This is a genomic window from Rhodosalinus sp. 5P4, assembly GCF_041365695.1.
Classification (GTDB): Bacteria; Pseudomonadota; Alphaproteobacteria; order Rhodobacterales; family Rhodobacteraceae; genus Rhodosalinus.
In genome coordinates, this window is record NZ_JBGFSJ010000008.1 from 127,292 (window position 1) to 150,734 (window position 23,443).

Consider the following 23,443-nt stretch of genomic DNA (forward strand, 5'->3'; position numbering starts at 1 on the left):
GCGAGCGCGCCTTTTACAGGCCGCGCGCGCCGCTGGCAAGGGCTACTGAAGCACCCGGCCGATGACGGCGATCACCGCCTCGGGCACGTCGGCCAGCCTGTAGCCGCCCGGCTTCTGCGCGAGCGCCCAGACCACGAGCCCGCCCGCCCCCAGCAGGGCGAGCATGGCCACGCGCGACACGCGCCTTTCCGAATAGGCCGAGACCATGGCCGGAATGGCGAACACCCCGATTCCAAGCCCGATGACCAACGCCGTGTCGGCGTCCATGGCGCGCGCCTCCGCTGGCTTTCCGCAGGGGAAGGCTACTCCGGATCGGACTTGTAGATCAAACGCTCGTCGCAGGGCGCCACGCGCAGGATGTTCGTGGTGCCGGGGACGTTGAACGGCACGCCCGCGGTGACGACGATCTGGTCGTCGCCGTCGGCATAGCCGGCCGCCCGCGCCGCGCGCGCGGCATTCACGACGGCCTGCTTGAAACGGTGGAGCTCGGCCGTCATCACGCAATGCGTCCCCCAGGTCAGCGCGAGGCGCCGCGCCACGCCGCGCAGGTTCGTCATGGCGATGATCGGCACGCGCGGACGCTCGCGCGCGATCAGAAGCGCGGTGGTGCCCGACTGGGTGAAACAGGCGATGGCCTTGATCTCGGTGGTCTCCGCGATCTCGCGCGCCGCCGCGACGATGCCGTCGGCGATGCTTTCGCGCCGGGCCACCCGGGAGGCTTCTATGATCTCGGTGTAGGTCGGATCGCTTTCCACCTCGCGGGCGACCGCGTCCATTGTCGTCACCGCCTCCACCGGGTACTGCCCCGCCGCGCTCTCCGCCGAGAGCATGATGGCGTCCGCCCCCTCGTAGATCGCGGTGGCAACGTCCGAGACCTCGGCGCGCGTGGGCATCGGGCTTTCGATCATGCTTTCCAGCATCTGCGTGGCCACGATCACGGGTTTCGCGGCGGCGCGGCACTTGCGGACGATCCGCTTCTGGATCGGCGGCACGTTCTGCACCGGCAGTTCCACGCCCAGATCGCCCCGCGCCACCATGATCCCGTCCGAGGCGGCGATGATGTCGTCGATGCAGCGCACCGCGGCGGGTTTCTCGATCTTCGACAGCACCGCCGCGCGGCCCTGGACGAGCTGCCGCGCCTCGATCACGTCCTCGGGGCGCTGCACGAAGGACAGCGCGAGCCAGTCGACGCCGAGCGCGCAGACGAATTCCAGGTCGGCCCGATCCTTGTCGGACAGCGCGGCCAGGGGCAGCACCACGTCGGGCACGTTGACGCCCTTGCGGTTCGAGACCGTGCCGCCGGTGATCACCGTGCAGTCGGCGAAATCCGCGCCGCAATCCTCGACCCGGAGGCGCACCTTGCCGTCATCCACGAGAAGCTGCGCGCCCGGTTCGAGCGCGGCGAAGATCTCGGGATGCGGCAGCCGCACCCGCGTGGCGTCGCCCTCCGCCGCGTCGAGGTCGAGGCGAAACCGCGCGCCCTCGGCAAGCTCGACCTCGCCGTCCGCGAAGGTCCCGACCCGCAGCTTCGGCCCCTGCAGGTCGGCGAGGATCCCGATGGGGCTGTCGAGCTCCTTTTCCACCTGCCGGATGATGCGGTGACGCTCCGCGATCTCCTCGTGGGTGCCGTGGCTCATGTTGAGGCGGAACACGTCGGCGCCGGCCTCGTGCAGCGCGCGGATGCGGGCGTGATCGCTCGAGGCCGGGCCAAGCGTGGCGACGATCTTGACGTTGCGCAGGCGTCTCATGGGGTTTCCTTCAACCGGACCGGGCCGGGCATGCCCGTCGCGTCGCGGCGCATCATGGGCATTTCACTTCCGCCCGCAACTGTCCTATGCAATGGCCCGGCAAGGTGACGCGGAAATGACATATCATCCCTTCCATGTTCATGGCGCGGCGAGGGAGAGCCGCTGGCTCGTGACCTGCGATCACGCGGCGAACACGGTGCCCGAAAGCGTGAATGGCGGCTGCCTGGGCCTGCCCGCCGAGGAGATGGCGCGCCACATCGCCTACGACCCCGGCGCCGCGGGGCTCTCGCGCGCGCTGGCCGACGCGCTGGGCGCGCCCGCGATCCTGTCGAACTTCTCGCGCCTCGTGATCGATCCCAACCGCGGCGAGGACGATCCGACGCTTCTGATGAAGCTCTACGACGGCACGATCATCCCGGCGAACCGCCGCGCCGACGCGGCGGAGGTGGAGCGCCGGCTCGACCTTTTCCACCGGCCCTACCACGCCGCGCTGGCCGGGCTGGCCGCGCGGCGCCCGGACACGGTGATCGTGGCCATCCATTCCTACACGCGCCAGCTGCGCGGGCGCCCGCCCCGGCCCTGGCATGTGGGCGTGCTGCACGGGCACGACCGGCGGCTCGCCGATCCCGTGATCGCGCGGCTGATGGCGGAGCCGGACCTCTGCGTCGGGCGGAACCAGCCCTATGGCGGGCATCTTCCGGGGGATTCCATCGCGCGGCACGCGCTGGCCGAGGGCAGGCTCAACGTGCTGATCGAGCTTCGCAACGACATCATCCGCACCGAGGCGGAGCAGCGGGGCTGGGCGGCCCGCCTCGCGCCCATGCTTGACGCGGCGCTTGCCGAAGCCCAGCTTCCGGCGTGACCGAGGAGGACCCCATGGACGACCAGACCCGCATCGAACTCGAGGCCGCCGCCTTCCGCCGGCTCCGCCGGCACCTCATGGAGGACCGGCCCGACGTGCAGAACATCGACCTGATGAACCTCGCCGGGTTCTGCCGCAACTGCCTGTCGCGCTGGTATCAGGAGGCCGCCGCTGAGCGCGGCATCGAGATGGGCAAGGAAGAGGCCCGCGAGGTTTTCTACGGCATGCCCTATGCCGACTGGAAGGCGCGGAACCAGACGGAGGCGGACGCGGAGACGCAGGCCGCCTTTGAAAAGAGTTTCGCCGAGAACGTGGGCGACAGGGGCTGAGACCGCCCGGCCCGCCGGCGGCGGGCGCCTGCACCCCGGCCCGCGTGGCCGATCAGATCGCGGCCTTCCGGCTTTCCTCGAGGTAGATCTCGCGCAGGCGCCGCGCGACGGGACCCGGCGTGCCGTCGCCCAGCGTCTCGTCGTCGATCTGCACCACCGGCATGACGAAGGCCGAGGCCGAGGTCACGAATGCCTCGTCGGCCGTTTTCGCCTCCTCGAGGGTGAAACCGCGCTCGTCCACTTCCATCTGCGCCTCGCGGGCGAAACGCAGCACGGCGGCGCGGGTGATGCCGTGGAGGATCTCGTTGCCCAGATGCCGCGTGACGATCTTGCCGTTCTTGACGATGTAGGCGTTGTTGGAGGTGCCCTCGGTCACCTTGCCGTCCTCGACCATCCAGGCGTCGTCGGCGCCCGCGGCCTTCGCCATCATCTTGCCCATCGACGGGTAGAGCAGCTGCACCGTCTTGATGTCGCGCCGCCCCCAGCGAATGTCGGCGATCGAGATCACCTTGAGGCCGGTTTCGGCCTGCGGGCTTTCCGCGAGGCCGGGCTTCGACTGCGTGAAGAGCACCACGGTCGGCGCCGTCTCTTCCGCGTCGGGAAAGGCGAAATCGCGGTCTCCCGGATTGCCCCGCGTGATCTGGAGATACACCAGCCCCTCCTCGATGCCGTTCCGGCGCACCAGTTCGCGGTGGATCTCCAGCAGCTCGTCGCGGTCCACCGGCGAGGACATGGAAAGCTCGGTGAGCGACCGGTCCAGCCGCGCGGCGTGGCCGTCGAAGTCGATCAGCTTGCCGTCGAGCACGCTCGTCACCTCGTAGACCCCGTCCGCGAAAAGGAAGCCACGGTCGAAGACCGACACTTTCGCCTCGGTCTCGGGCAGGTAGTCGCCGTTCACGTAAACGGTGCGCATGGGCAGTCTCCTTTGTCAGCCCCAGAGGGCGGGCGCGGGCGGGTGCACGCCGGTCTCGTCGTAGGCGAGCGGCGCGGCGCGGTCCTCTGCCAGAAGAAGCGGCCCGTCAAGATCCGTCACCGCCGCACCCTGCGCCACCAGAACCGCGGGCGCCATGGCGAGCGAGGAGCCCACCATGCAGCCCACCATGATGCCGTAGCCCGCCTGCCGCGCCGCGTCGCGCAGAGCGAGCGCCTCGGTCAGGCCGCCTGTCTTGTCCAGCTTGATGTTGATCATGTCGTACTTGCCCGCGAGCGCGGGCAGGCTCGCCCTGTCGTGGCAGCTTTCGTCGGCGCAGACGGGCAGCGGGCGCGCCATGCCGGCGAGCGCGTCGTCCTCTCCGGCGGGCAGGGGCTGCTCCACCATCTCCACGCCGAGCCGCACGAGATGCGGCGCGAGATCGGCGTAGACCTCGGCGCTCCAGCCCTCGTTGGCGTCCACGATGATCCGCGACCGCGGCGCGCCCCGCCGCACCGCTTCGACGCGCGGCATGTCCTCGGGCGTGCCGAGCTTGATCTTCAGAAGCGGGCGATGCGCGTGTCGCGCGGCCTGCGCCTCCATCGCCTCCGGCGTGTCGAGCGAGAGCGTGTAGGCGGTGATCTCCGGGCCGGGCGCGGGCAATCCCGCGAGGTCCCAGACGCGCCTTCCGGCGCGCTTCGCCTCCCAGTCCCAAAGCGCGCAGTCCACCGCGTTCCGCGCCGCGCCGGGGGGCAGCGCCTCTTGCAGGGCCGCACGGTCGATGCCGTCGGGCAGGCCGGCGATCTCGGCCTCCACGCTCTCCAGCGTCTCGTCGTAGCGCGCGTAGGGCACGCATTCACCCCACCCGGTCGCGTCCGCCCGCGTCACCCGCGCGGTCAGAACCCGCGCCTCGGTGCGCGAGCCGCGCGAGATGGTGAACGCCTGTGCGAGCGGGAACACGTCGCGGCTGGTTTCGATGGCCAAGGGTCCGGCTCCTTTCCGCGGGCGCGCCGCCGTCAGATGGCGGCGAGCGCGTCCACGAGACGGCCCGCGCCGTGGCGGAACGGATCGACCGTGGGCAGGCCCATGCGCGCCTCGACCTTCGCGCAGTAATCGCGCGCCTCGTCCTCGCCCATGTGCTGGGTGTTCACCGACACGCCCGCCACCTCGCAGGCCGGATTGGCAACGCGGGCGAGCGGCAGCGCCGTGTCGCGCAGCGCTTCGAGGCTCGGCACCGCGTAATCGGGCAGGCCGCGCAGGTGCTGGCGCGTGGGTTCGTGGCACAGGATCAGCGCATCCGGCTGACCGCCATGGACGAGCGCCAGCGTGACGCCGGAATAGCTGACATGGAACAGGCTGCCCTGCCCTTCGATCACGTCCCAGTGGTCGGTGTCGTTGTCGGGGGTGAGCCATTCCACCGCGCCGGCCATGAAATCGGCCACCACCGCGTCGAGCGGCACGCCGTCGCCGGTGATGAGGATGCCGGTCTGGCCGGTGGCGCGGAAGCTCGATTTCATGCCGCGCGCGCGCATCTCCGCGTCGATCGCGAGCCCGGTATACATCTTGCCCACCGAGCAGTCGGTGCCGACGCCGAGCACGCGCTTGCCCGTGCGCGTCTTGCCGTCGGCGATGGGATACTTCACCTCGGGCACGCGCACGTCGTGGAGCGCGCGGCCCGTGGCCTTGGCCACCGCCACGAGATCGGGTTCGTCGCGCAGCAGGTTGTGCAACCCCGAGGCGAGGTCGAACCCTTCCTCGAGCGCGGTCACCAGCACCTTCTTCCACGCTTTCGAGATCACGCCGCCGCGGTTGGCCACGCCGATCACGAGCGTTTTCGCGCCGGCGGCCCTCGCAGCCGCGAGATCCATGTCCTCGAGGCCGAGATCGGCCTTGCAGCCCTCCATCCGGTACTGGCCGACGGCGTTCTCGGGACGCCAGTCCTTGATGCCCTGCGCCACCTTCGCGGCCAGCGGATCCGGAGCGTCGCCAAGGAAGAGCAGATAGGGTGTTTCGATCATCGCGGGCCTCCCGTCCTTCGTTCTGCCACCTTACCGCGGGCTGAAGCAATTGCATTGCAAAGCTGAAGACTGAAAGGGGCCGGACGCAAGGTTCTTCGAAAAATTACCCCGATTCCGCGCAGGATGCTCCGCCCTTCGCAGCACCAGGGATCACTTCCTTCGATTGCGGCGGCGGTCGGCCGACGATAGCCGCCCCTTGGGGAAATGGCGTCGCTAAGCGCGTGCGCCAGTCCGGCCGCGCGTCGGGCCGCGCCCGCGGTCCGGTGGCGGGTCGCCCGCGCTCGCGCAAGATCGCGTCGCGCGCGGCCTCTCCGGCGAAAGCGTCTTGCGCGCGAGGGGCCGATTGTCTAGCCCCGGGGCGGACGGACAGTGACATCAGACGAGGACCCGCCCATGAGCTTCCGCATCCCCCCTCAGCCGCCCGCGCGCCCCAATCGCTGCCAGCTCTTCGGCCCGGGCTCGCGCCCGGAACTCTTCGAGAAGATGGCGGCGAGCGCGGCCGACGTCATCAACCTCGATCTCGAGGATTCCGTGGCGCCCGACGACAAGGACAAGGCGCGCGCGAACGTCGTCGAGGCGATCAACGGCCTCGACTGGGGCAAGAAGACGCTGAGCGTCCGGATCAACGGGCTCGACACGCCCTACTGGTATCGCGACGTGGTGGACCTGCTCGAGCAGACGAACGGGCGGCTCGATGCCGTCATGATCCCGAAGGCGGGGTGCGAGGGCGACATCTATGCCGTGGATGCGCTGGTGACGGCCGTCGAGGCCGCCAGCGGCAAGGACAAGCGCATCGGGTTCGAAGCGATCATCGAGACGGCGGCGGGCCTCGCTCATGTCGAGGAGATCGCGGCGGCGAGCCCGCGGATGGAGTCGCTGCACCTGGGACCCGCGGACTACGCCGCCTACATGGGCATGGCGACCACCCACATCGGCGGGACGCAGGACAACTACTACATGCTGTCGCCCAAAGAGGGGGACGGCGCCCGCCAGAGGCATTACGCCGATCCGTGGCACTATCCGCTGGTGGCGATCGTCGCGGCCTGCCGGACGCATGGCCTCCTGCCGGTGGACGGACCCTTCGGGGATTTCTCGGATCCCGACGGGTTCAGGGCGCAGGCGCTGCGCTCGGCGACGCTGGGCTGCGTCGGCAAATGGGCGATCCATCCCAGCCAGGTGGAGCTGTCCAACGAGATCTTCACCCCCTCGCAGGCCGCGGTGGACAACGCCCGCGCCATCATCGCCGCCATGGAGGAGGCGAAAGCCGCGGGCAAGGGTGCTGTAACCTACAACGGCAAGCTCATCGACATCGCGTCGATCAAGCAGGCCGAGGTGATCGTGCGCCAGTCCGAACTGATCGAGGCGCAGTAGACCGCACTAGAAGGCGCACCTCGAAGGCCCGCCCGGGCGCCCCTGCGCCCGGGCAGACGCGCCGGGTGGCGCGTCCTTCCGTCAGCCCCTTTCGTCTTTCGGCGATGCCATCACCACGTAGGTCTGCAGGGTCTGCACCTGCGGCAGGGCGCCCAGGATGTCGGTGTGGAACCGCTTGTAGGCGGGCAGGTCCGGCACCTCGACCCGCAGCAGATATTCCACCGCGCCCGTGATGTTGTGGCATTCGCGGACCTCCGGCGCGCGGGCCATGGCGCGTTCGAAGGCGTCCTGGCTCGACTTCGTGTGGTGGTTGAGCCCGACCGTCACGTAGGCGACGAAACCGATCCCGGTCTTTTCCGGCGACAGCACGGCGCGGTAGCCCGCGATCACGCCCGCCTTCTCGAGCGCGGCCACCCGGCGCAAGTTGGCGGAGGGCGACAGGCCGACCCGCTCCGCCAGGGCGAGATTGCTGATCCGGCCGTCGCAGGTCAGTTCACGCAATATCCGGCGGTCAATGTCGTCCAACTCGGTCATGAATTGCGTCTATACCGTCTTGCGCTGCATGATTGCAATTTATCGCCGCGAAATGTGGCGAAGTATTGTGCCATGACGCCCGATATCCTTCTCGCCCTCGCCCTTTTCGCCGGCGCGACGCTTTTCACCCCGGGGCCGAACAACCTGATGCTCATGGCATCGGGCGCGAATTTCGGCCTGCGGCGCACGCTTCCGCACCTGGCGGGGGTGGCGTTCGGCTTCCCGCTGATGATCGTTCCCGTGGGGCTGGGCGTCATGCAGCTTTTCGACCTCTGGCCGACCGCCTACACGCTGCTGACGGTCTTCTCGGTCGCCTACATCCTCTGGCTCGCGTGGAAGATCGCGCATGCCGCCCCGCCGCCCGAGGCGCAGACCGACGCCCGGCCGCTGGGGTTCTTCCAGGCGGCGGGGTTCCAGTGGGTCAATCCCAAGGCGTGGTCCATGGCGCTCGGGGCCATCACGCTTTACGCGGCCGAGCGCGATCTCTCCTCCACCCTCTGGATCGCCGGGGTCTTCGCGGCGCTCGGCACCCTGTCCGCGCTTGCCTGGGTGACGCTGGGCACCGCCGCGCGACGCCTGATGGCCGATCTGCGCCGGTTGCGGGTCTTCAACCGGGTCATGGCGGTGCTGTTGATCGCGTCAATGCTGCCGGTTCTTCTCTGATCCAGCGCATTGCATCCGGCCGCAGCGGTCGGCATACACGCCGCTAGCGAGGACGCCCGATGACCCATTATCTGGATTTCGAGAAACCGCTTGCCGAGATCGAGGGCAAGGCAGAGGAGTTGCGCGCGCTCGCGCGGACGTCCGAAGGCATGGATGTCGAGGAGGAGGCCGTCGCGCTCGACCGCAAGGCCGCGGCCATGCTCGCCCAGCTTTACAAGGACCTGACGCCCTGGCGGAAATGCCAGGTGGCGCGCCACCCGCAGCGGCCGCACTGCATCGATTACGTCGGCCGTCTCTTCGAGGAGTTCACGCCGCTCGCGGGCGACCGCAACTTCGCGGATGACCATGCCGTGATCGGCGGGCTCGGGCGGCTCGGCGACCGGCCGGTGATGGTGATCGGCCACGAGAAGGGCTTCGACACCAAATCCCGGTTAGAACGCAATTTCGGCATGGCCCGGCCCGAGGGTTACCGCAAGGCGATCCGGCTGATGGACCTGGCGGATCGCTTCGGCCTGCCGGTGGTCACGCTGGTCGACACACCCGGCGCCTATCCCGGCAAGGGCGCGGAGGAGCGCGGCCAGTCCGAGGCGATCGCCCGCTCCACCGAGGCCTGTCTGAGGCTCGGCGTGCCGCTCGTCTCGGTCGTGATCGGCGAGGGCGGCTCGGGCGGCGCGGTGGCCTTCGCCACGGCGAACCGCGTGGCGATGCTGGAGCATTCGGTCTATTCCGTGATCTCGCCCGAGGGCTGCGCGTCGATCCTCTGGAAGGACGCGGAAAAGATGCGCGAGGCGGCCGAGGCGCTTCGGCTGACGGCGCAGGACCTGCTGAAGCTCGGGGTGATCGACCGCATCGTTCCCGAGCCGCTGGGCGGGGCGCACCGCGATGCAGGCGCCTCGATCGACGCGGTGGGCGCATCACTCCGCGAGATGCTGGCAGAGCTCGACGGGCAGGATCGCGACAAGCTGCGCACCGACCGCCGGCAGAAGTTCCTCGACATGGGGGCCCGCGGCCTCGCCGCCTGAGCGGCATCGCTTCCGCCAGAACCGCACGCGCGGCATCCGCCGGTCGCGCGGCACCCGCACGAGTCGCGACAGCCTGCGCCGGATGGCCTAGCCCTCGTCCCGGGCGCGACGGGCCGCCCAGACCGTGACGGCCGGGCCGATCAGCTCGAAAAGCACCGTCGTCCCGATCGTCAGCGTGAGGATCGTGTCCGCCGCCTCGGGAAACTCCTGCGCGGCCACGAGCGCCATGCCCACCGCCACCCCGGCCTGGGGCAGCAGGGCGGGGCCGTAAAGCGCGCGGTCCCGCGCCGACGCGCCGGCGAGCCATCCGCCGGCCCAGCCGCCGGCGAGACGCGCGGCGATCCGCAGCGCGACATAGCCCGCCCCGAGCGCGCCCAGCGCCAGGAGCTTCCCGATCTCGAGCGAGGCGCCCGCGAGCACGAAGAACAGGATCATGAAGGGCCACTGCACATGCTCGATCTCGTGGAACGCCCGCTCGTGGTGACGCGCGAGGTTCACGATCGCCGCGCCCGCCGTCATCGCGGTAAGCAGGAACGAGACCTCGAGCCAGAGCGACAGCCCCGCGGCCAGGAACACGAGCCCGAGCGCCTCGGTCAGGGAGGGCTCCCCGGGCTTCAGCCGTCCGGTGAGCACGGCGCCGGGCAGGCCGAGCGCCAGCCCGAGGGCGAGCGCGCCGCCGATCTCCCAAGCGGCCTCAAGCAGCATCTCGCCGCCTGCCGCGCCGGCGAGCGCCTTCGCCGCCACCACGGCGAGCGCGAAGGTCAGCATGCCCCAGGCGTCGTCGATGGCGACGATGCCCCGCAGCGTGTCGACGAAGCCGCCTTTGGCGCCGGACTGGTTGATCGCGTCGGTCGCGGCCGCGGGATCGGTCGCCGTCGCGATCGCGCCCAGAACCAGTGCGACCCCGGGGGCCAGGCCGAGCGCCCATAGGCCCGCGCCGACACCCAGGACGGTGACCACCACGATGGCAAGCGAGATCAGCAGGATCGAACGGCCGTGGGCGGCGAGCGTCTCGCGCTTCAGCGTGCCGCCCAAAAGGAAGGCGACAAGGCTGAGCGCCGTGACCGAGAGAAAGGAATACGCCTCGCGGGCGGCGGCCGGGATCAGGTCGAGCCCCGACCCGCCCGCAACGATCCCGATCCCCAGAAGCAGCGTGACACGCGGCAGCGAGGTGCGCTGGCCCAGCGCATCCGCGACCAGACCCGAGAGGAAGAGCGCGCCGAGCGCCACGAAAAGCGGCGCCAGGCCGGAGGGATCGCCGTGGCCCGTCACGCCGTGAGCATCTTCAGCCCCTGCGTCACGTCCGAACGCACGGCGAGGCGCAGCCCCGGTTCGTCGCCCGCCTTGAGCGCTGCGATGATGAGCCGGTGGTAGTGGGGCGGCTCCTTGCGCCGCAGCTTTCCGTAGAGGGCCCGCATGGTGGGGCCGAGTTGAAGCCACACCGTCTCTGCCATGGCCAGCATCGCCGGCGCCTGCGCGCGCAGGTAGAGCGCCCGGTGAAACTCCAGGTTGGCGCGGATATAGGCCACGGCATCGTGGCGGGCCACGGCCTCGGCGACGCCGGTGTTGATCGTCTGAAGGCGCTCGATCAGCGCCATGTGGGCGCGCGGCAGGGCGCGGCTGGCAAGCTCCACCTCGAGAAGCGCGCGAAGCGCGGCCAGCTCCTCGATCCGCTCGTTCGACAGTTCGGGGGTGGCGACGCGCCCGGAGGCGGACATCGACAGCGCGCCTTCCGCCACGAGCCGCCGCAACGCCTCGCGCGCGGGTGTCATCGAGACATCGAACTCCCGCCCGATGCCGCGCAGCGTGAGCGCCTGGCCCGGCGCCAGCTGGCCGTGCATGATGCGGGTGCGCAGCCCGCGGTACACGCGGTCATGGGCGGCCGGCGGCGCCGCGTCGGAGGGTCGGGGGTTCAGCAGCATCGACCCGGAATGTGATCACGGTCGCCGCGGGGGTCAATCGGCTTTCCACCCCTGCCGCCTGTTCAGAAGCGGTAGCGGTGAAGCGTGGCCCCGTTCTGCCGCAGCCAGCGGCGCGGACCGTCGAAGGGGCCGTGCAGCCGTTCCACCACGGCCCAGAAGGCGCGCGAATGGTTCATCTCCTCCAGGTGCGCGACTTCATGCGCCGCGACGTAGTCCAGCACCTCCGGTGGCGCCATCACCAGGCGCCACGAATAGCTGAGCGTGCCCCGCGCCGAGCAGGATCCCCAGCGCGAGCGCGTGTCGCGGACGGCAAGACCGGCATAGGGCCGGCCGAGGACCGCCGCGTAGCGGTCCGAGGCCTGTGCGAGGCGCGTGCGCGCCAGTGCCCTGAGCCAGCCGCGCAGGCGGGCCGCGCAGTCGGCCTCGGCGCCCGGCACGAGAAGCCGTCCGGCTTCGGCCCGCACCGAGCGGCCCGTCCCGGCGGCGATGACGAGCGGGCGGCCCTCCACCGGCAGTTCCGTTCCATGGCACACGTCGAGCGTTCCGGGGTGGCTTGCGAGATGCGTGCGAAGCCAGCCCTCCTTGTCGCGGGCGAAGGCCAGCGCCTCGCTTTCCCGCACGCCGGGCGGCAGGGTCAGCGTCACCCGCCCGTCGAGGGAGGAGACGCGCAACGAGATGCGCCGCGCGCGCGCCGAGTGGCGCAGCGTGAGCTGGATCGGGGGGTTGCCCGGAAGGACGTGCTCACCCATATCCACCATCTCCGTTCCGCGCTCGGCCAAAGGCTTTGACACGCCCCCGGCCTTGTGGCAGGAGCGCCGAGTCACCGGCAAGAGCAGTTGCGAGGGATTTCCATGCCCAAGGAAGAATGGGGCGTCAAGCGCGTGTGCCCGACAACCGGGAAACGGTTCTACGACCTCAACCGCGATCCCATCGTCAGCCCCTACACGGGCGAAGTCGTCGAGCTCGACAAGAGCCGCGGGCGCATGATCGCGGCCGATGCGGAGGACCAGGCCACCGCGAAGTCGAAGGCCAAGAAGACCGACGACACGGTCATCGAGGAGGACGACGTGGACGTCGAACTGGGGGACGACGTTCTCGAGGATGACGACGAGGACAGCAACGTCTCTCTCGACGATATCGCCGATGTGTCCAACGAGGACGACGAGGGCTGACGCCCATCGCGGAAGCGTCGTGGCGGCCGCGGATTTTTCCGCTTGATCCCGCCCCGGCCTTTGCCTAGACACCGGCGCACGGTCGGAAGCGACCGTCGCTCAAAGGGGCCTTAGCTCAGCTGGGAGAGCGCTTGCATGGCATGCAAGAGGTCACCGGTTCGATCCCGGTAGGCTCCACCAATCCCCCGAAATCAGCCCGGCCCGCCGCCCGCAACGCAGGCGACGGGGGCGGCATGCATCAGCCCGCCAGCAGCAGCCTCCAGACCAGGTAGTTCGGGGCGACGCAGACGAAGGCGATCAGGAATAGCTTGCTGGCATGGACCGCGCGGGCCAGCAGGGATCCCGGTTCGTTGGCGGCGGTGAAATTCATGATCGCGGCGCCCGCGACGAAACCCGCGGCTTCGCGTCGCAGGCGCTCGCGCTCGATCGACGCCATGGCGAGCTCGCGGCGACGGCGCAGGGCCTCCGTCCTCGAATCTGCGGAATCGGCCGCTGTGGCGGCGGGCGAGACATCTTGTCCATCCATCGGTTTTTCCCTTGTTCCGTCGCTGCGCGAGCTAGCGCTGCGCGCACGCGTGTCCAGGGGGGCGCCGTCGGTCCATGCGGGATCGGGTTGATCTTGCCGGCCGCCGGCCGCACCATCCCCCTAGATCGCGGCGCGGCAGGCTGCAAGCCGCCTCCGCCTGCAGGTGACGCAGGGAAAACCTGCCACGCAACGGAACCCTTGAGATGACGCTTTTTGCCGATCTTCTTTCCACGATCTTCGAACGCCGGTTTCGGGCGTCGCGTCCGCTCGGCCGCGACGACCGGTCCACCGGGGAACTCGCCTCGGCGCTCGTCGGCGCGACCGGGGAGGTGTCGGGCCTTGCCATCGCGCAGCATATCCTCAACCGCTTCGAAGCGATGGACGACGCCGAGAAGCGCGCCTTCTTCGGTCACCTCGCACGGGACATGAACATCACGCCCGACGCCGTGCGCACGGCGCTCGCGGCCTACGAGGCCGAACCAAGCAAGGCCACCTACCGTGCCTTCGTCGCCGCTGCCGAGGCGCCGCGGCAGGAGTTTCTGCGCCGGCTGAACCAGGCGCCCGGGGCGACGGGCCGGCTCGTGCGGATGCGCGCCGACCTTCTGCGCCTCGGGGCGGGCGACCCCGAGCTGGAGGCGCTGGATCTCGATTTCAGGCACCTCTTCCTGTCGTGGTTCAATCGCGGCTTCCTCGTGCTTCGCCCGATCAACTGGGAAAGCCCCGCGCACATCCTCGACAAGATCATCGCCTACGAGGCGGTGCACGCCATCGACAGCTGGGACGACCTGCGCCGCCGCCTCGCGCCGGCGGACCGGCGCTGCTTCGCCTTCTTCCACCCGGCGATGCCGGACGAGCCGCTCATCTTCGTCGAGGTGGCGCTCACCTCCGGCGTTCCCGGCTCGATCCAGGCGCTTCTGGCGGAGGACCGCGCGCCGCTTCCCTCGGCGAAGGCCGACACGGCGGTGTTCTACTCGATCTCGAACTGCCAGGCGGGGCTTGGCGGCATCTCCTTCGGCAATTCGCTCATCAAACAGGTTGCCGCGGACCTTTCGGCGGAACTGCCATCGCTGAAGACCTTCGTGACGCTTTCGCCCATCCCCGGGCTCGCGCGCTGGGTCGAAGAGACCGGCCAGACCGTCCAGAGCGGCGACCCCGAGGCGCTGCGCCGGCTCGCCGCGCGCTACCTGCTGACCGCGAAGCGCGAGGACGGGCTGCCGCGCGACCCGGTGGCGCGCTTCCATCTCGGGAACGGCGCGGTGGTGCATGCCGTCCATGCCGAGGCCGACACCTCCGACAAGGGCCGCGCGCAGTCCTTCGGAACCATGGTGAACTATCTTTACGATCTCGATGCCCTGGCGCAGAACCACGAGCGTTTCGCCGCCACGCGGGAGGTCGCCGCCGCGCGCGAGGTCCGCGCCCTCGCCGCCGCGTCCGAGACGACCGCCGCCTGACAGGGAGAGCGCCATGGCCAACCCGCTCCACGATTGCCTCTTCGCCGCGCATGAGGGGCGGGCGGAGACCTTCCTGCACCTCGCCGATGGCGGCGCCATGAGCTACGCGGAGTTCCTCGCGCTCTCCGCGCGGCTGGCCAACGTGCTCGCGGCGGCCGGGCTCGCGCCCGGCGACCGGCTCGCGGCGCAGGTTCCGAAATCGCCCGAGGCGCTGGCCCTCTATGCCGCCTGTGCGCAGGCGGGCGTGGTGTTCCTGCCGCTCAACACCGCCTACACGGTCGAGGAGCTGTCCTACTTCATCGAGAACAGCGGCGCGCGGCTGGTGGTCTGCGACCCCGGGCAGCAAGCCGCGCTCGCGCCCGTGGCCGCGGGCCTGGGCGCGCAGATCGAGACGCTCGACGCCCGGGGCGCCGGGTCGCTGATGGACGCGGCACGGGACATGCCGGCCGCCTTCGAGACCGTCGCTCGGAGCGAGGACGATCTCGCGGGCCTGCTCTACACCTCGGGCACGACGGGGCGTTCCAAGGGCGCGATGCTCACGCAGGGCAACCTTCTGTCGAACGCGCTCACGCTTGCCGAAGCCTGGCGCTTCGACGCGGACGACGTGCTGCTGCACGCGCTGCCGATCTTTCACACCCACGGTCTTTTCGTTGCGACGAATGTCATGCTGGCGGTGGGTGGCGCGATGATCTTCCTGCCGAAGTTCGATCCCGACGCGGTGATCGCGCGGCTTCCCGAGGCCACCGCCATGATGGGGGTTCCCACCTTCTACACCCGCCTGCTGGACGATCAGCGCTTCAGCGGAGAGCTCGTCGCGCACATGCGGCTTTTCGTGTCGGGCTCCGCGCCGCTTCTGGCCGAGACCCACCGGCGCTTCGAGGCGCGCACGGGCCACCGCATCCTCGAACGCTACGGGATGACGGAAACCAACATGAACACCTCCAACCCCTACGAGGGCGAGCGCCGGCCCGGCACCGTCGGCGTTCCGCTGCCCGATGTCGATCTGAAGATCACCGATCCCGAAACCGGAGCGGCCCTGCCCCGGGGCGAGATCGGGATGATCGAGGTGCGCGGCCCGAACGTCTTCAAGGGCTACTGGAGAATGCCCGACAAGACCGCCGAGGAGCTTCGCCCCGACGGCTTCTTCATCACCGGCGATCTGGGCATGATCGATGCGGACGGCTACGTTCACATCGTCGGGCGCAGCAAGGACCTCGTGATCTCGGGCGGGCTCAACGTCTATCCCAAGGAGATCGAACTGGTGCTGGACGCCCAGCCCGGCGTTCTGGAAAGCGCGGTCGTCGGCGTGCCGCATCCCGATCTCGGCGAGACCGCGGTGGGCCTGATCGTGGCCGAGCCCGACGCGCGCCCGGATATCGCCGCGATCGAGGAGGCGGTGCGCGGCGCGCTCGCCCGTTTCAAGCATCCGCGCAAGCTTCTCGTGGTGGAAAGCCTGCCGCGCAACGCCATGGGCAAGGTTCAGAAGAACGCGCTTCGCGCGCGCTACCGCGACCTTTTCGCCGGGGTCGAAGGCTGAGGCGCACGCTGCGGCTGGATTTTCGCACCCGCATCGCCCAGTCTGCGTCACGTGCGGCGGCCGGCGCCGGCCGCACGGCGGATGACCTCGGGAGACCTGCATGGGGGAGGAGCGCGATGCCGCGAAGATCGCCAAGCCGCCGAGGCTTGCGGATGCGGACCTCACGAGGCGCCTCGACAAACCGGCCTACCGGGAGGCGCTTTCGAGGCACCGGCTCACCCTCGCGCGGATCCAGCAGACCTATCTCTTCAACGGCGACAAGGCGGTGATCGTCTTCGAGGGCTGGGACGCCGCCGGCAAGGGGGGAACCATCCGGCGCCTTTCGGCCGCGCTCGACCCCCGAAGCTTCAAGGTCTGGCCGATCGGCCCGCCCGGGAATTATTACCTCGACCGGCACTACCTGCTGCGCTTCATGGAACGGCTGCCGCCGCGGGGCGCGATTTCGGCATTCGACCGGTCCTGGTACGGCCGCGTCCTTGTCGAGCGTGTCGAGGCCCTGACACCGGAGCGACGGTGGCGGCAGGCCTACAAGGAAATCCGGGATTTCGAGCAGTCGCTCCTCGACGATGGAGCCCGTCTGGTGAAGCTCTTCTTCCACATCTCGCCCGGGCGTCAGCTCGCGCGGTTCGAGGAGCGGCTGCGCAACCCGCTGAAGCGCTGGAAACTCACATACGAGGACTTCCGCAACCGCGAGAAATGGGACGAGTACAACGCCGCGATCGACGAGATGTTCGCCCGCACCTCGACGCCGGAGGCGCCCTGGCACGTGATCCCCGCGAACGACAAGCGCCACGCCCGTATCGCGGCGCTCGACATCGTGACGCGAACGCTAGGCGCCGGGCTCGACCTGAGCCCGCCACTGCCGGACCGCCAGCTCCTGACAGAAGCCGACAGGGTTCTCGATGTCGAGCCCGACCTGATCGCGGGCCTGCGCGGGCGGACCGAGTGACCGGGCGGTCGCGCCGGAATTCGTCATCGGTGGTCGCGGCGCCGGGTTCTCGACGAACGCCGGTCTCCCTCGATCCGTTCGAGCGCGGCGTTCGAAGGCGGAATGCGGGATGCGCCATCGACTAAGACGCCATCCCTCAGCCGCGATCGGGCAAGGGGGCCGGTCGCGCGTCGGCGCGCTGACCGCCAACCGGCATCGCCCGCACGCGACGCCGGGATACGCCATCCCGGCGGCCTACGCCGCCCAAGCCTCCGTCGGCGCCTGGGGAACGCACACGCAGAGCGCGAATGCGGCCCGAGCGAAACGCGTTCCGACGCTGCGCGCCACAGGTGAAAAACGGGGGCAGGCCCGGCACCGGGCCAATCGATCCGGGCGGTCCCCTTCGCGGGGCGCTGCGACCCTATCAGTCGCTCCGACCGTCGATGACCAGTTGCGAAAGATCCTCGGCCGCCGCGCGAAGCGGTTCGAGAAAGCCCAGCGCCCTCTCCACGTCGAAGCGCTGCGAGGGCGCGTGGAACGAAAGCGTGACCATGAGCCGGCGGTTGATGTCCAGAACGGGAACCGCGACGGCGATCATGTCCTGCATGAACTCTTCCCGATCCAGCGCGTACCCGTTCCTGCGAACGGTCGCGATCTCTTCGATCAGGGCCGCGGGATCGGTGATCGTGTTGGGTGTCCGCCGTTCCAGCCGCGTGGTGGCGATGTATTTCTTCAGGTGGGTTCGGTCCAGCGAACTGAGATACATCTTGCCGCTGGCCGTGCAGTAGAATGGGACGCGCGTGCCGATCGGCAGCTGGATGCGCAGCGGCCACTCGGTTTCGACTCGCTCCAGATACGTCATGGCATCGCGGTCCGGCAGCGCGATATTGCAGGTCTCGCCGATTTCGCGGCTCAGGCGCCTCAGGATGGCCTGCCGCGCCGTCCGTATCCGCAGCGAGGACAGGATGCCCCCGGCCATGTGCCGCAGCCGCGGGCCCGGCGAATAGGACCGCCCGTCCATGTCGCGCTGGAGGAAACCCTCCTCCTCCAGCGTGGCGAACAGGCGGTGAATGGTCGGCTTGGGCAGACCCAGCCGCGAATTCACATGGGTGGGCGTGACGGGCACGCCTGCCTCGGCGATCTGCTCGATCACCAGAAGCAGGCGCAGGTTCGTCGGAATGGTTTCCTTGCTGTCGGCGTCCATGCGCGATCCATCGTCAACGCTGGGGCAACAGCGCGGTTGAAAGCTGGGGCACCATGGCGATCACCAGCCAGACGCTGATAAGGGCCACGAGGTAGGGCACCGTGTAGCGCAAAAGCCTGAAATAGGGAACGCCCGTGACCCCAGACGCCACGTAGAGATTGAGCCCGTAGGGTGGGGTCACGAACCCGATGGAGGCACCGACGAGAAAGATCACCGCGAACTGCATGGGATCGATGCCGACGGAATGCGCGATCGGCGCGAGGATCGGCGCGAGGATGATCGTCACCGGCAGGCTTTCCAGAACCATGCCGCTGATGAAGACGATCAGCATCGACGTGAACAGCACCGCGTAATAGCCGCCCATGGAGGTGACGAAACCCCCGATGACGTCCTGCGCGCCGAGGACCGAAAGGATCTGCTGCATCACCACGGATACGGCGATCAGCGGGGCGAGGATCCCCGTGATCTGCGCCGAGCGCATCGTGATCGACGGAAGTTCGAGGGGGCCGAACCCCTCTACGACGAGCATCTCCGAGATGCGCTTTTCCGACACGTCGCGTCCCCTGGTCCCGCCCATCATCCGGTAGAGCGGCACGCTCAGGAACCCGACGATCACGCAGAACCCCACGGTCACGCCGGCCGCCTCGGTGGGAGAGAACTTGCCGGTGTAGATGCCCCAGAGCACCAGCCCGATGGCGAAGAAGCCCAGCCACGCGCCGATCGCCGTCTTGAACACGCGCAGCGGGCTGAGCGGGATCACGACTCCCCACGCATTGCTCCAGCTGATCAGGAAAGCCGCCAGCATCATCGCCGCGACCATCATGGCCCCGGGCAGGATACCGGCCACGAAAAGCTCCGAGATCGGGAGGTTCAGGAGGAACCCGTAGACGATGAAGATGATCGAGGGCGGAATGATGATCCCGACCGTGCCGCCGGCCGCGGCGGTGGCCGCCGAGAAGCGTTCGTCATATCCTCCCTTGACCATTTCCGGATGCAGCATGGAGCCGATGGTGGCCGTGGTGGCCGAATTCGATCCCGAGATGGCGGCAAAGAGCCCGCAGGCCCCGAGCGATGCCATCGCCAGACCACCGCGGATCCAGCCGAGGCAGGCATAGGCGAAATCGGACAGCCGCCGCGCGATCCCGGAGCGGTTGATGAGATCCCCGGTGAGGATGAATAGCGGCATCGCGAGCAGGGCGAAGCCGTCGGTGAAGACATCGGCAAGCGCGCCGCCGATATTCTGAAGCGGCATGCCCAGGACGAGCGAGACGCCGATCACCCAGTAGCCGATGACCAGGAAAACCGGCACGCCGAGCATGAACAGAAACGTCACCCCGACCGAAATGAGCGTGACGAGCGTGGACGTATCCATCATGTCAGTCGCCCCCGATGACAGCTTGGGTGACGAGAACCTCGCCGCTTCGGAAGTTCGATATGTCCGCCAGCAGGTTCTCGATCACGCGTGCGACCAGCGTGGTGAAGGCCAGCGGAACCGATACGAGGAACCACCACTGCATGACGTTGTCGGTGCCCAGCATGATCTGGAAGTTGGACGCGGAGTTCGCCGCCACCTTGGAGGCCGTCACGACAACGACCCAGGAAAAGACGATCCAGAGCACGGCGTCGAGCACCAGACACGCCATCTGCCCCGTGCGGGGCATGGCCGTGCGGAACTCGGCGAAGGCCAGATGGGTCCGCAGCTTGACGTTGTAGGAACAGCCGAACCACGTCATGATGAGGAAGAGGAACGGTGGCAGGGTTGTCGACCATGGCGCCTGTTCCTGCAGCACGAAGCGGCGAAACACCTCCACGAAGATGATGCCGCCGATGCCGAGGTAGGACACCACCATGACGGTGGACTCCAGGTTTCGCTCCGCCCAGGGGCTGACGCGATAGAACACCAGGATCACGATCGCCAGGCCAAGCATCGCGACAAGGCCCAGCGGCCAGACCGCCGGCTGCCGCATCGCCTCGCTCAGCATCCATGAGTCGCCCGCAGCAAGGGCGCTCAGGATCTCTCCCGAGCCCTGAAACCACTCCGTCATGCCCACTCCTCCCGTTGGGGGTCCGGTATGATTATTGCCGCGCGCCGCGCGGATCGTGAAGACGGGCTGCCCTTTCGAGGGGCAGCCCGCGATCGCCGCGCCCGATCAGGCCGAGCGCCACCAGCGCCGCGGCTCGACGTTCTCCGGCGGCATGTCGACGGGAATCTCGCGCGCGACGTCGTAGATCTCCTGGTAGGTGTCGATACCACCCGCCCAGTTGTTCAGCCGCTCGCGCCACTGCGCCCACGGCTCCGGGTTGAACTCGGGGGAGCACATTTCCTCGGCCATCCTGATCTGGTCTTCCGGCAGGAAGGCAGGGCGCACGTTGTTCTCGGCAAAGATCGTGCCCGGCAGCTGCGGATCGGAGAAACCGACCGTCTTGACCAGCGCGGCCTCGTTCGCCGCCTGAACGTGCACCTGCGCCAGATAGGCCGACTCCATGATCGCATCCTGCAGATGCGGCTCCATCGCGTCGAACACCCGCAACGACATCGACGTGTGCTCGGTGCCGCAGAAGAACCTCAGATCGACCGACTGGCTGACCACGGGCGCCATGTTGGCGTAGGCCACCGCGGATGCCCAGGTCTCTGCACCGTCGATCAGGCCCTGCTTGAGCCCGTCGAGCGTTTCCTCCCACGCGACCGGAACCGGGTTGAGGTTGAGCTGCTGCATGGCGATCCGGCCGAGTTGCGTGCCGGTGACGCGGTTCTTGGTGCCGAAAAGCTCCTCCAGCTTCGTCACCGTCGGCCTGTCGGCGAAGGAGTTGCCCAGCTGGATACCGCGCAGCTCGCAATGGCTGAACAGGAACTTCAGGCCGTGCCGGCGCTCAAGCGGCTCGCGCAGGATCCGCTGCGACGCGGGGCTGTAGAGAAAGTAATACTGGGATGCCCGGCTCGGGAACATGTAGGCGTAGTCGAGCACGTTCAGGTAAGGCGCTCCGCCAGCGGAATTCTGGGTGGAGGCGGCGTACATGTCGATCACGCCGGTCTGGGTCTTTTCCACGCAGTTGAGCTGGCCGCAGATCTGGTTGTCGCCGATGAATTCCACGCGGATCTCGCCCTCGGTCCGCTCCTCCAGGTCGCGGGCGAATTCCAGAACGCCGGCGCGCTCGATCAGCAGGTTGCGCGCGTTGAAGCCGGACGCACCCAGCGTCAACGTATGCTTGGGCTCCTTGGCGAAGCGCTTTTCATACGTGCTTTCGGCTGCGCGCGCGAGAGACGGCAAAGACACCGCCCCCGTCAGCGCGCCCGCGCCCAATACCACCGAAGACAGGCCGAACTGACCCGACAGACGAAACAGATCCCGACGGGAAATCCCGCCCAGGGCTTTCGATACTTTCATGGTCTCCTCCCTAGAATGCAACTTTTTTGATACTTGCAGTCTCAATATTCGTCGAACTATTGTCGCGCTGGCAAGAAAAACTTTTCCGCGCACAGAGAACGCACAGAAGGCGGCCAAATGTCGGAAATTTCAGCAGACTACGTGATCGTCGGCGCGGGCTCTGCCGGATGCGTGCTCGCGAATCGTCTCTCTGCCGACCCGTCGATCAAGGTCGTCCTGCTGGAGGCCGGCGGTCGTGACTGGAACCCGTGGATCCATATCCCGGTCGGCTATTTCAAGACGATGCACAACCCGTCGGTGGACTGGTGCTACCGGACCGAGCCGGACCCGGGCCTGAACGGACGGCGGCTCGACTGGCCGCGGGGAAAGGTCCTGGGCGGTTCGTCCTCGCTGAACGGGCTTCTTTACGTGCGCGGCCAGCCGCAGGATTACGACCGCTGGGCCCAGATGGGCAACCCGGGCTGGAGTTGGGATGACGTCCTGCCGCTGTTCAAGCGCTCCGAGAAACAGGAGCGCGGCGCCGACGCGTTTCACGGCGACGAGGGCCCCCTGTCGGTGTCCAACATGCGGCTTCAGCGGCCCATCTGCGATGCGTGGGTCGCCGCGGCGCGGGAGGCCGGATACCCTTTCAACCCCGATTACAACGGCGCCACGCAGGAAGGCGTGGGCTACTTCCAGCTTACCGCGCGGAACGGGCGGCGCTGTTCCGCCGCCGTTGCGTTTCTCAATCCGGTGCGCAAGCGCGAGAACCTGACGATCCTGACCAGGGCACAGGCCAGCCACATCCTGCTCGAGGGCAAGCGGGCCACGGGGGTCGTCTGGCGCGACCGCGCGGGTGCCGAGCATGTGGTGCGCGCGGGAACCGAAGTGATCCTGTCGTCCGGAGCCATCGGCTCGCCACATCTCCTGATGCTCTCCGGGCTGGGCGACGCGGCGCATCTGCAGGACCACGGGATCGAGGTGCGCCACGATCTGCCCGGCGTCGGCAGGAACCTGCAGGATCACCTCCAGGCGCGGCTCGTCTTCAAATGCAACGAGCCCACGCTGAACGACGAGGTGCGCAGCCTCTACAACCAGGCGCGGATCGCGCTGAAATACGCGATGTTCCGCGCCGGTCCGATGGCCATGGCCGCAAGCCTCGCGACGGGGTTCATGCGCAGCGGGGATCATGTCGAGACCCCCGATATCCAGTTCCACGTGCAGCCATGGTCGGCCGACAGCCCCGGCGAAGGCGTACATCCCTTCTCGGCCTTCACCATGTCGGTATGCCAGCTGCGCCCCGAAAGCCGCGGGCAGATCCGCCTCGCCTCCGCCGACGGCGCGCGCTACCCGGAAATCCATCCGAATTACCTTTCCACGGAAACCGATTGCCGGACCATCGTGGACGGGATCCGCATCGCCCGCCGCATCGCCCGCCATGCGCCGCTCAGCAACAAGATTTCGGAGGAGTTCCGCCCGGACCGGACGCTGGAGATCGACGACTACGAAGGCACGCTCGACTGGGCGCGCAATTACTCGACGACGATCTATCACCCCACCGGCACCTGCAGGATGGGTCGGGACAGCAACGCCGTCGTCGATGCGCGGCTGAGGGTACACGGCATCGCGGGCCTGCGCGTGGCGGATTGCTCCATCATGCCCGAGATCGTCTCGGGCAATACGAACGCGCCCGCGATCATGATCGGCGAAAAGGCGTCCGACCTCATCCTCGAGGACAGGACGTCGGCCATCTCCGGCGCCCGGACGGCCCGAGACACACATCCAACCCGCGAAAGGAACCAATCCCCATGAAGATGACCACCGAGGAAGCCTTCGTCAAAGTTCTGCAGCGTCACGGGATCGCGCATGCGTTCGGGATCA

General features: G+C 68.5%; 24 protein-coding genes and 1 tRNA gene. 11 read left to right on the forward strand and 14 right to left on the reverse strand.

Features of this window, described 5'->3' with window-relative positions; genetic code table 11:
- Positions 1–42 precede the first annotated feature (42 nt).
- Both AB6A69_RS15035 and pyk read right to left on the reverse strand, forming a co-directional pair.
- Positions 43–267: a hypothetical protein gene (locus AB6A69_RS15035; protein ID WP_371037993.1), complete on the reverse strand. Its 225-nt coding sequence runs from the start codon at positions 265–267 to the stop codon at positions 43–45.
- A 35-nt stretch (positions 268–302) separates the two neighbouring features.
- The gene (pyk, locus tag AB6A69_RS15040) at positions 303–1,748 is read right to left on the reverse strand and encodes a pyruvate kinase (RefSeq protein WP_371061376.1); all 1,446 of its coding nucleotides are present in this window, start codon (positions 1,746–1,748) and stop codon (positions 303–305) included.
- A 115-nt stretch (positions 1,749–1,863) separates the two neighbouring features.
- Between pyk and AB6A69_RS15045 the strand changes: the two genes are divergently transcribed.
- On the forward strand, positions 1,864–2,610 hold the full coding sequence (locus AB6A69_RS15045; RefSeq protein ID WP_371037991.1) for an N-formylglutamate amidohydrolase: 747 nt from the start codon (positions 1,864–1,866) through the stop codon (positions 2,608–2,610).
- A 14-nt stretch (positions 2,611–2,624) separates the two neighbouring features.
- Positions 2,625–2,939, forward strand: a complete 315-nt coding sequence (locus tag AB6A69_RS15050) for a DUF1244 domain-containing protein (RefSeq protein ID WP_371061377.1) — start codon at positions 2,625–2,627, stop codon at positions 2,937–2,939.
- Between the two features lie 52 nt (positions 2,940–2,991).
- Here the strand turns inward: AB6A69_RS15050 and AB6A69_RS15055 are convergent, their stop codons facing one another.
- Genes AB6A69_RS15055 through dgcN form a run of 3 tightly spaced genes read right to left on the reverse strand, consistent with a single transcriptional unit; the run spans position 2,992 to position 5,867 of the window.
- The gene (locus AB6A69_RS15055) at positions 2,992–3,852 is read right to left on the reverse strand and encodes a D-amino-acid transaminase (protein ID WP_371061378.1); all 861 of its coding nucleotides are present in this window, start codon (positions 3,850–3,852) and stop codon (positions 2,992–2,994) included.
- Positions 3,853–3,867: 15 nt separating this feature from the next.
- Positions 3,868–4,833 carry an N-acetyl-D-Glu racemase DgcA gene (gene dgcA, locus AB6A69_RS15060; protein WP_371061379.1) on the reverse strand — a complete coding sequence of 322 codons (966 nt, stop codon included), beginning with the start codon at positions 4,831–4,833 and terminating at the stop codon, positions 3,868–3,870.
- A 32-nt stretch (positions 4,834–4,865) separates the two neighbouring features.
- Positions 4,866–5,867 carry an N-acetyltransferase DgcN gene (dgcN, locus tag AB6A69_RS15065; protein WP_371061380.1) on the reverse strand — a complete coding sequence of 334 codons (1,002 nt, stop codon included), beginning with the start codon at positions 5,865–5,867 and terminating at the stop codon, positions 4,866–4,868.
- A gap of 393 nt (positions 5,868–6,260) precedes the next feature.
- Here dgcN and AB6A69_RS15070 point away from each other — a divergent pair, with 393 nt between their 5' ends.
- Positions 6,261–7,238: a CoA ester lyase gene (locus tag AB6A69_RS15070; RefSeq protein WP_371061381.1), complete on the forward strand. Its 978-nt coding sequence runs from the start codon at positions 6,261–6,263 to the stop codon at positions 7,236–7,238.
- An 81-nt stretch (positions 7,239–7,319) separates the two neighbouring features.
- On the opposite strand, the gene AB6A69_RS15075 is transcribed toward AB6A69_RS15070, so the two are convergent.
- Positions 7,320–7,772, reverse strand: coding sequence for an Lrp/AsnC family transcriptional regulator (locus tag AB6A69_RS15075; protein WP_371061382.1), 453 nt, complete (start codon positions 7,770–7,772; stop codon positions 7,320–7,322).
- A gap of 72 nt (positions 7,773–7,844) precedes the next feature.
- Between AB6A69_RS15075 and AB6A69_RS15080 the strand changes: the two genes are divergently transcribed.
- Both AB6A69_RS15080 and AB6A69_RS15085 read left to right on the forward strand, forming a co-directional pair.
- Positions 7,845–8,435, forward strand: a complete 591-nt coding sequence (locus AB6A69_RS15080; RefSeq protein ID WP_371061383.1) for a LysE family translocator — start codon at positions 7,845–7,847, stop codon at positions 8,433–8,435.
- 59 nt (positions 8,436–8,494) lie between these two features.
- On the forward strand, positions 8,495–9,457 hold the full coding sequence (locus AB6A69_RS15085) for an acetyl-CoA carboxylase carboxyltransferase subunit alpha (protein WP_371061384.1): 963 nt from the start codon (positions 8,495–8,497) through the stop codon (positions 9,455–9,457).
- Between the two features lie 87 nt (positions 9,458–9,544).
- On the opposite strand, the gene AB6A69_RS15090 is transcribed toward AB6A69_RS15085, so the two are convergent.
- The 3 genes from AB6A69_RS15090 to AB6A69_RS15100 all read right to left on the reverse strand — a co-directional run bounded on the left by AB6A69_RS15090 (position 9,545) and on the right by AB6A69_RS15100 (position 12,128).
- Positions 9,545–10,729, reverse strand: a complete 1,185-nt coding sequence (locus AB6A69_RS15090) for a cation:proton antiporter (RefSeq protein WP_371061385.1) — start codon at positions 10,727–10,729, stop codon at positions 9,545–9,547.
- Positions 10,726–11,379, reverse strand: coding sequence for a GntR family transcriptional regulator (locus AB6A69_RS15095; protein ID WP_371061386.1), 654 nt, complete (start codon positions 11,377–11,379; stop codon positions 10,726–10,728). Before AB6A69_RS15095 ends, AB6A69_RS15090 begins: the two co-directional genes overlap by 4 nt.
- 62 nt (positions 11,380–11,441) lie before the next feature.
- Positions 11,442–12,128 (reverse strand): M48 family metallopeptidase, encoded by a 687-nt coding sequence (locus AB6A69_RS15100; RefSeq protein ID WP_371061387.1) that lies wholly within the window; start codon positions 12,126–12,128, stop codon positions 11,442–11,444.
- Positions 12,129–12,230: 102 nt separating this feature from the next.
- Between AB6A69_RS15100 and AB6A69_RS15105 the strand changes: the two genes are divergently transcribed.
- Positions 12,231–12,551 carry a TIGR02300 family protein gene (locus tag AB6A69_RS15105; protein ID WP_371061388.1) on the forward strand — a complete coding sequence of 107 codons (321 nt, stop codon included), beginning with the start codon at positions 12,231–12,233 and terminating at the stop codon, positions 12,549–12,551.
- Between the two features lie 104 nt (positions 12,552–12,655).
- Positions 12,656–12,731, forward strand: a tRNA-Ala gene (locus AB6A69_RS15110).
- Between the two features lie 58 nt (positions 12,732–12,789).
- Here AB6A69_RS15110 and AB6A69_RS15115 read toward each other — a convergent pair.
- Positions 12,790–12,987, reverse strand: coding sequence for a hypothetical protein (locus AB6A69_RS15115; protein ID WP_371055387.1), 198 nt, complete (start codon positions 12,985–12,987; stop codon positions 12,790–12,792).
- 293 nt (positions 12,988–13,280) lie between these two features.
- Between AB6A69_RS15115 and AB6A69_RS15120 the strand changes: the two genes are divergently transcribed.
- The 3 genes from AB6A69_RS15120 (at position 13,281) to AB6A69_RS15130 (ending at position 17,014) form a co-directional block, all read left to right on the forward strand.
- Positions 13,281–14,528, forward strand: coding sequence for a malonyl-CoA decarboxylase (locus AB6A69_RS15120; RefSeq protein WP_371061389.1), 1,248 nt, complete (start codon positions 13,281–13,283; stop codon positions 14,526–14,528).
- A gap of 13 nt (positions 14,529–14,541) precedes the next feature.
- Entirely contained in the window at positions 14,542–16,065 is a 1,524-nt protein-coding gene (locus AB6A69_RS15125; protein ID WP_371061390.1) for a malonyl-CoA synthase, read from the forward strand.
- A 100-nt stretch (positions 16,066–16,165) separates the two neighbouring features.
- Positions 16,166–17,014: a polyphosphate kinase 2 family protein gene (locus AB6A69_RS15130; RefSeq protein ID WP_371061391.1), complete on the forward strand. Its 849-nt coding sequence runs from the start codon at positions 16,166–16,168 to the stop codon at positions 17,012–17,014.
- Positions 17,015–17,417: 403 nt separating this feature from the next.
- On the opposite strand, the gene AB6A69_RS15135 is transcribed toward AB6A69_RS15130, so the two are convergent.
- The 4 genes from AB6A69_RS15135 to AB6A69_RS15150 all read right to left on the reverse strand — a co-directional run bounded on the left by AB6A69_RS15135 (position 17,418) and on the right by AB6A69_RS15150 (position 21,583).
- Positions 17,418–18,197, reverse strand: a complete 780-nt coding sequence (locus tag AB6A69_RS15135; protein WP_371061392.1) for an IclR family transcriptional regulator — start codon at positions 18,195–18,197, stop codon at positions 17,418–17,420.
- A 13-nt stretch (positions 18,198–18,210) separates the two neighbouring features.
- Positions 18,211–19,569, reverse strand: a complete 1,359-nt coding sequence (locus AB6A69_RS15140; RefSeq protein WP_371061400.1) for a TRAP transporter large permease — start codon at positions 19,567–19,569, stop codon at positions 18,211–18,213.
- A gap of 4 nt (positions 19,570–19,573) precedes the next feature.
- Positions 19,574–20,242, reverse strand: a complete 669-nt coding sequence (locus tag AB6A69_RS15145) for a TRAP transporter small permease (RefSeq protein WP_371061393.1) — start codon at positions 20,240–20,242, stop codon at positions 19,574–19,576.
- A gap of 105 nt (positions 20,243–20,347) precedes the next feature.
- The gene (locus AB6A69_RS15150; protein ID WP_371039441.1) at positions 20,348–21,583 is read right to left on the reverse strand and encodes a TRAP transporter substrate-binding protein; all 1,236 of its coding nucleotides are present in this window, start codon (positions 21,581–21,583) and stop codon (positions 20,348–20,350) included.
- Between the two features lie 117 nt (positions 21,584–21,700).
- Here AB6A69_RS15150 and AB6A69_RS15155 point away from each other — a divergent pair, with 117 nt between their 5' ends.
- A complete protein-coding gene (locus tag AB6A69_RS15155; RefSeq protein WP_371061394.1) occupies positions 21,701–23,374 on the forward strand; it encodes a GMC family oxidoreductase in 1,674 nt (557 codons plus the stop codon).
- Positions 23,375–23,443 lie beyond the last annotated feature (69 nt).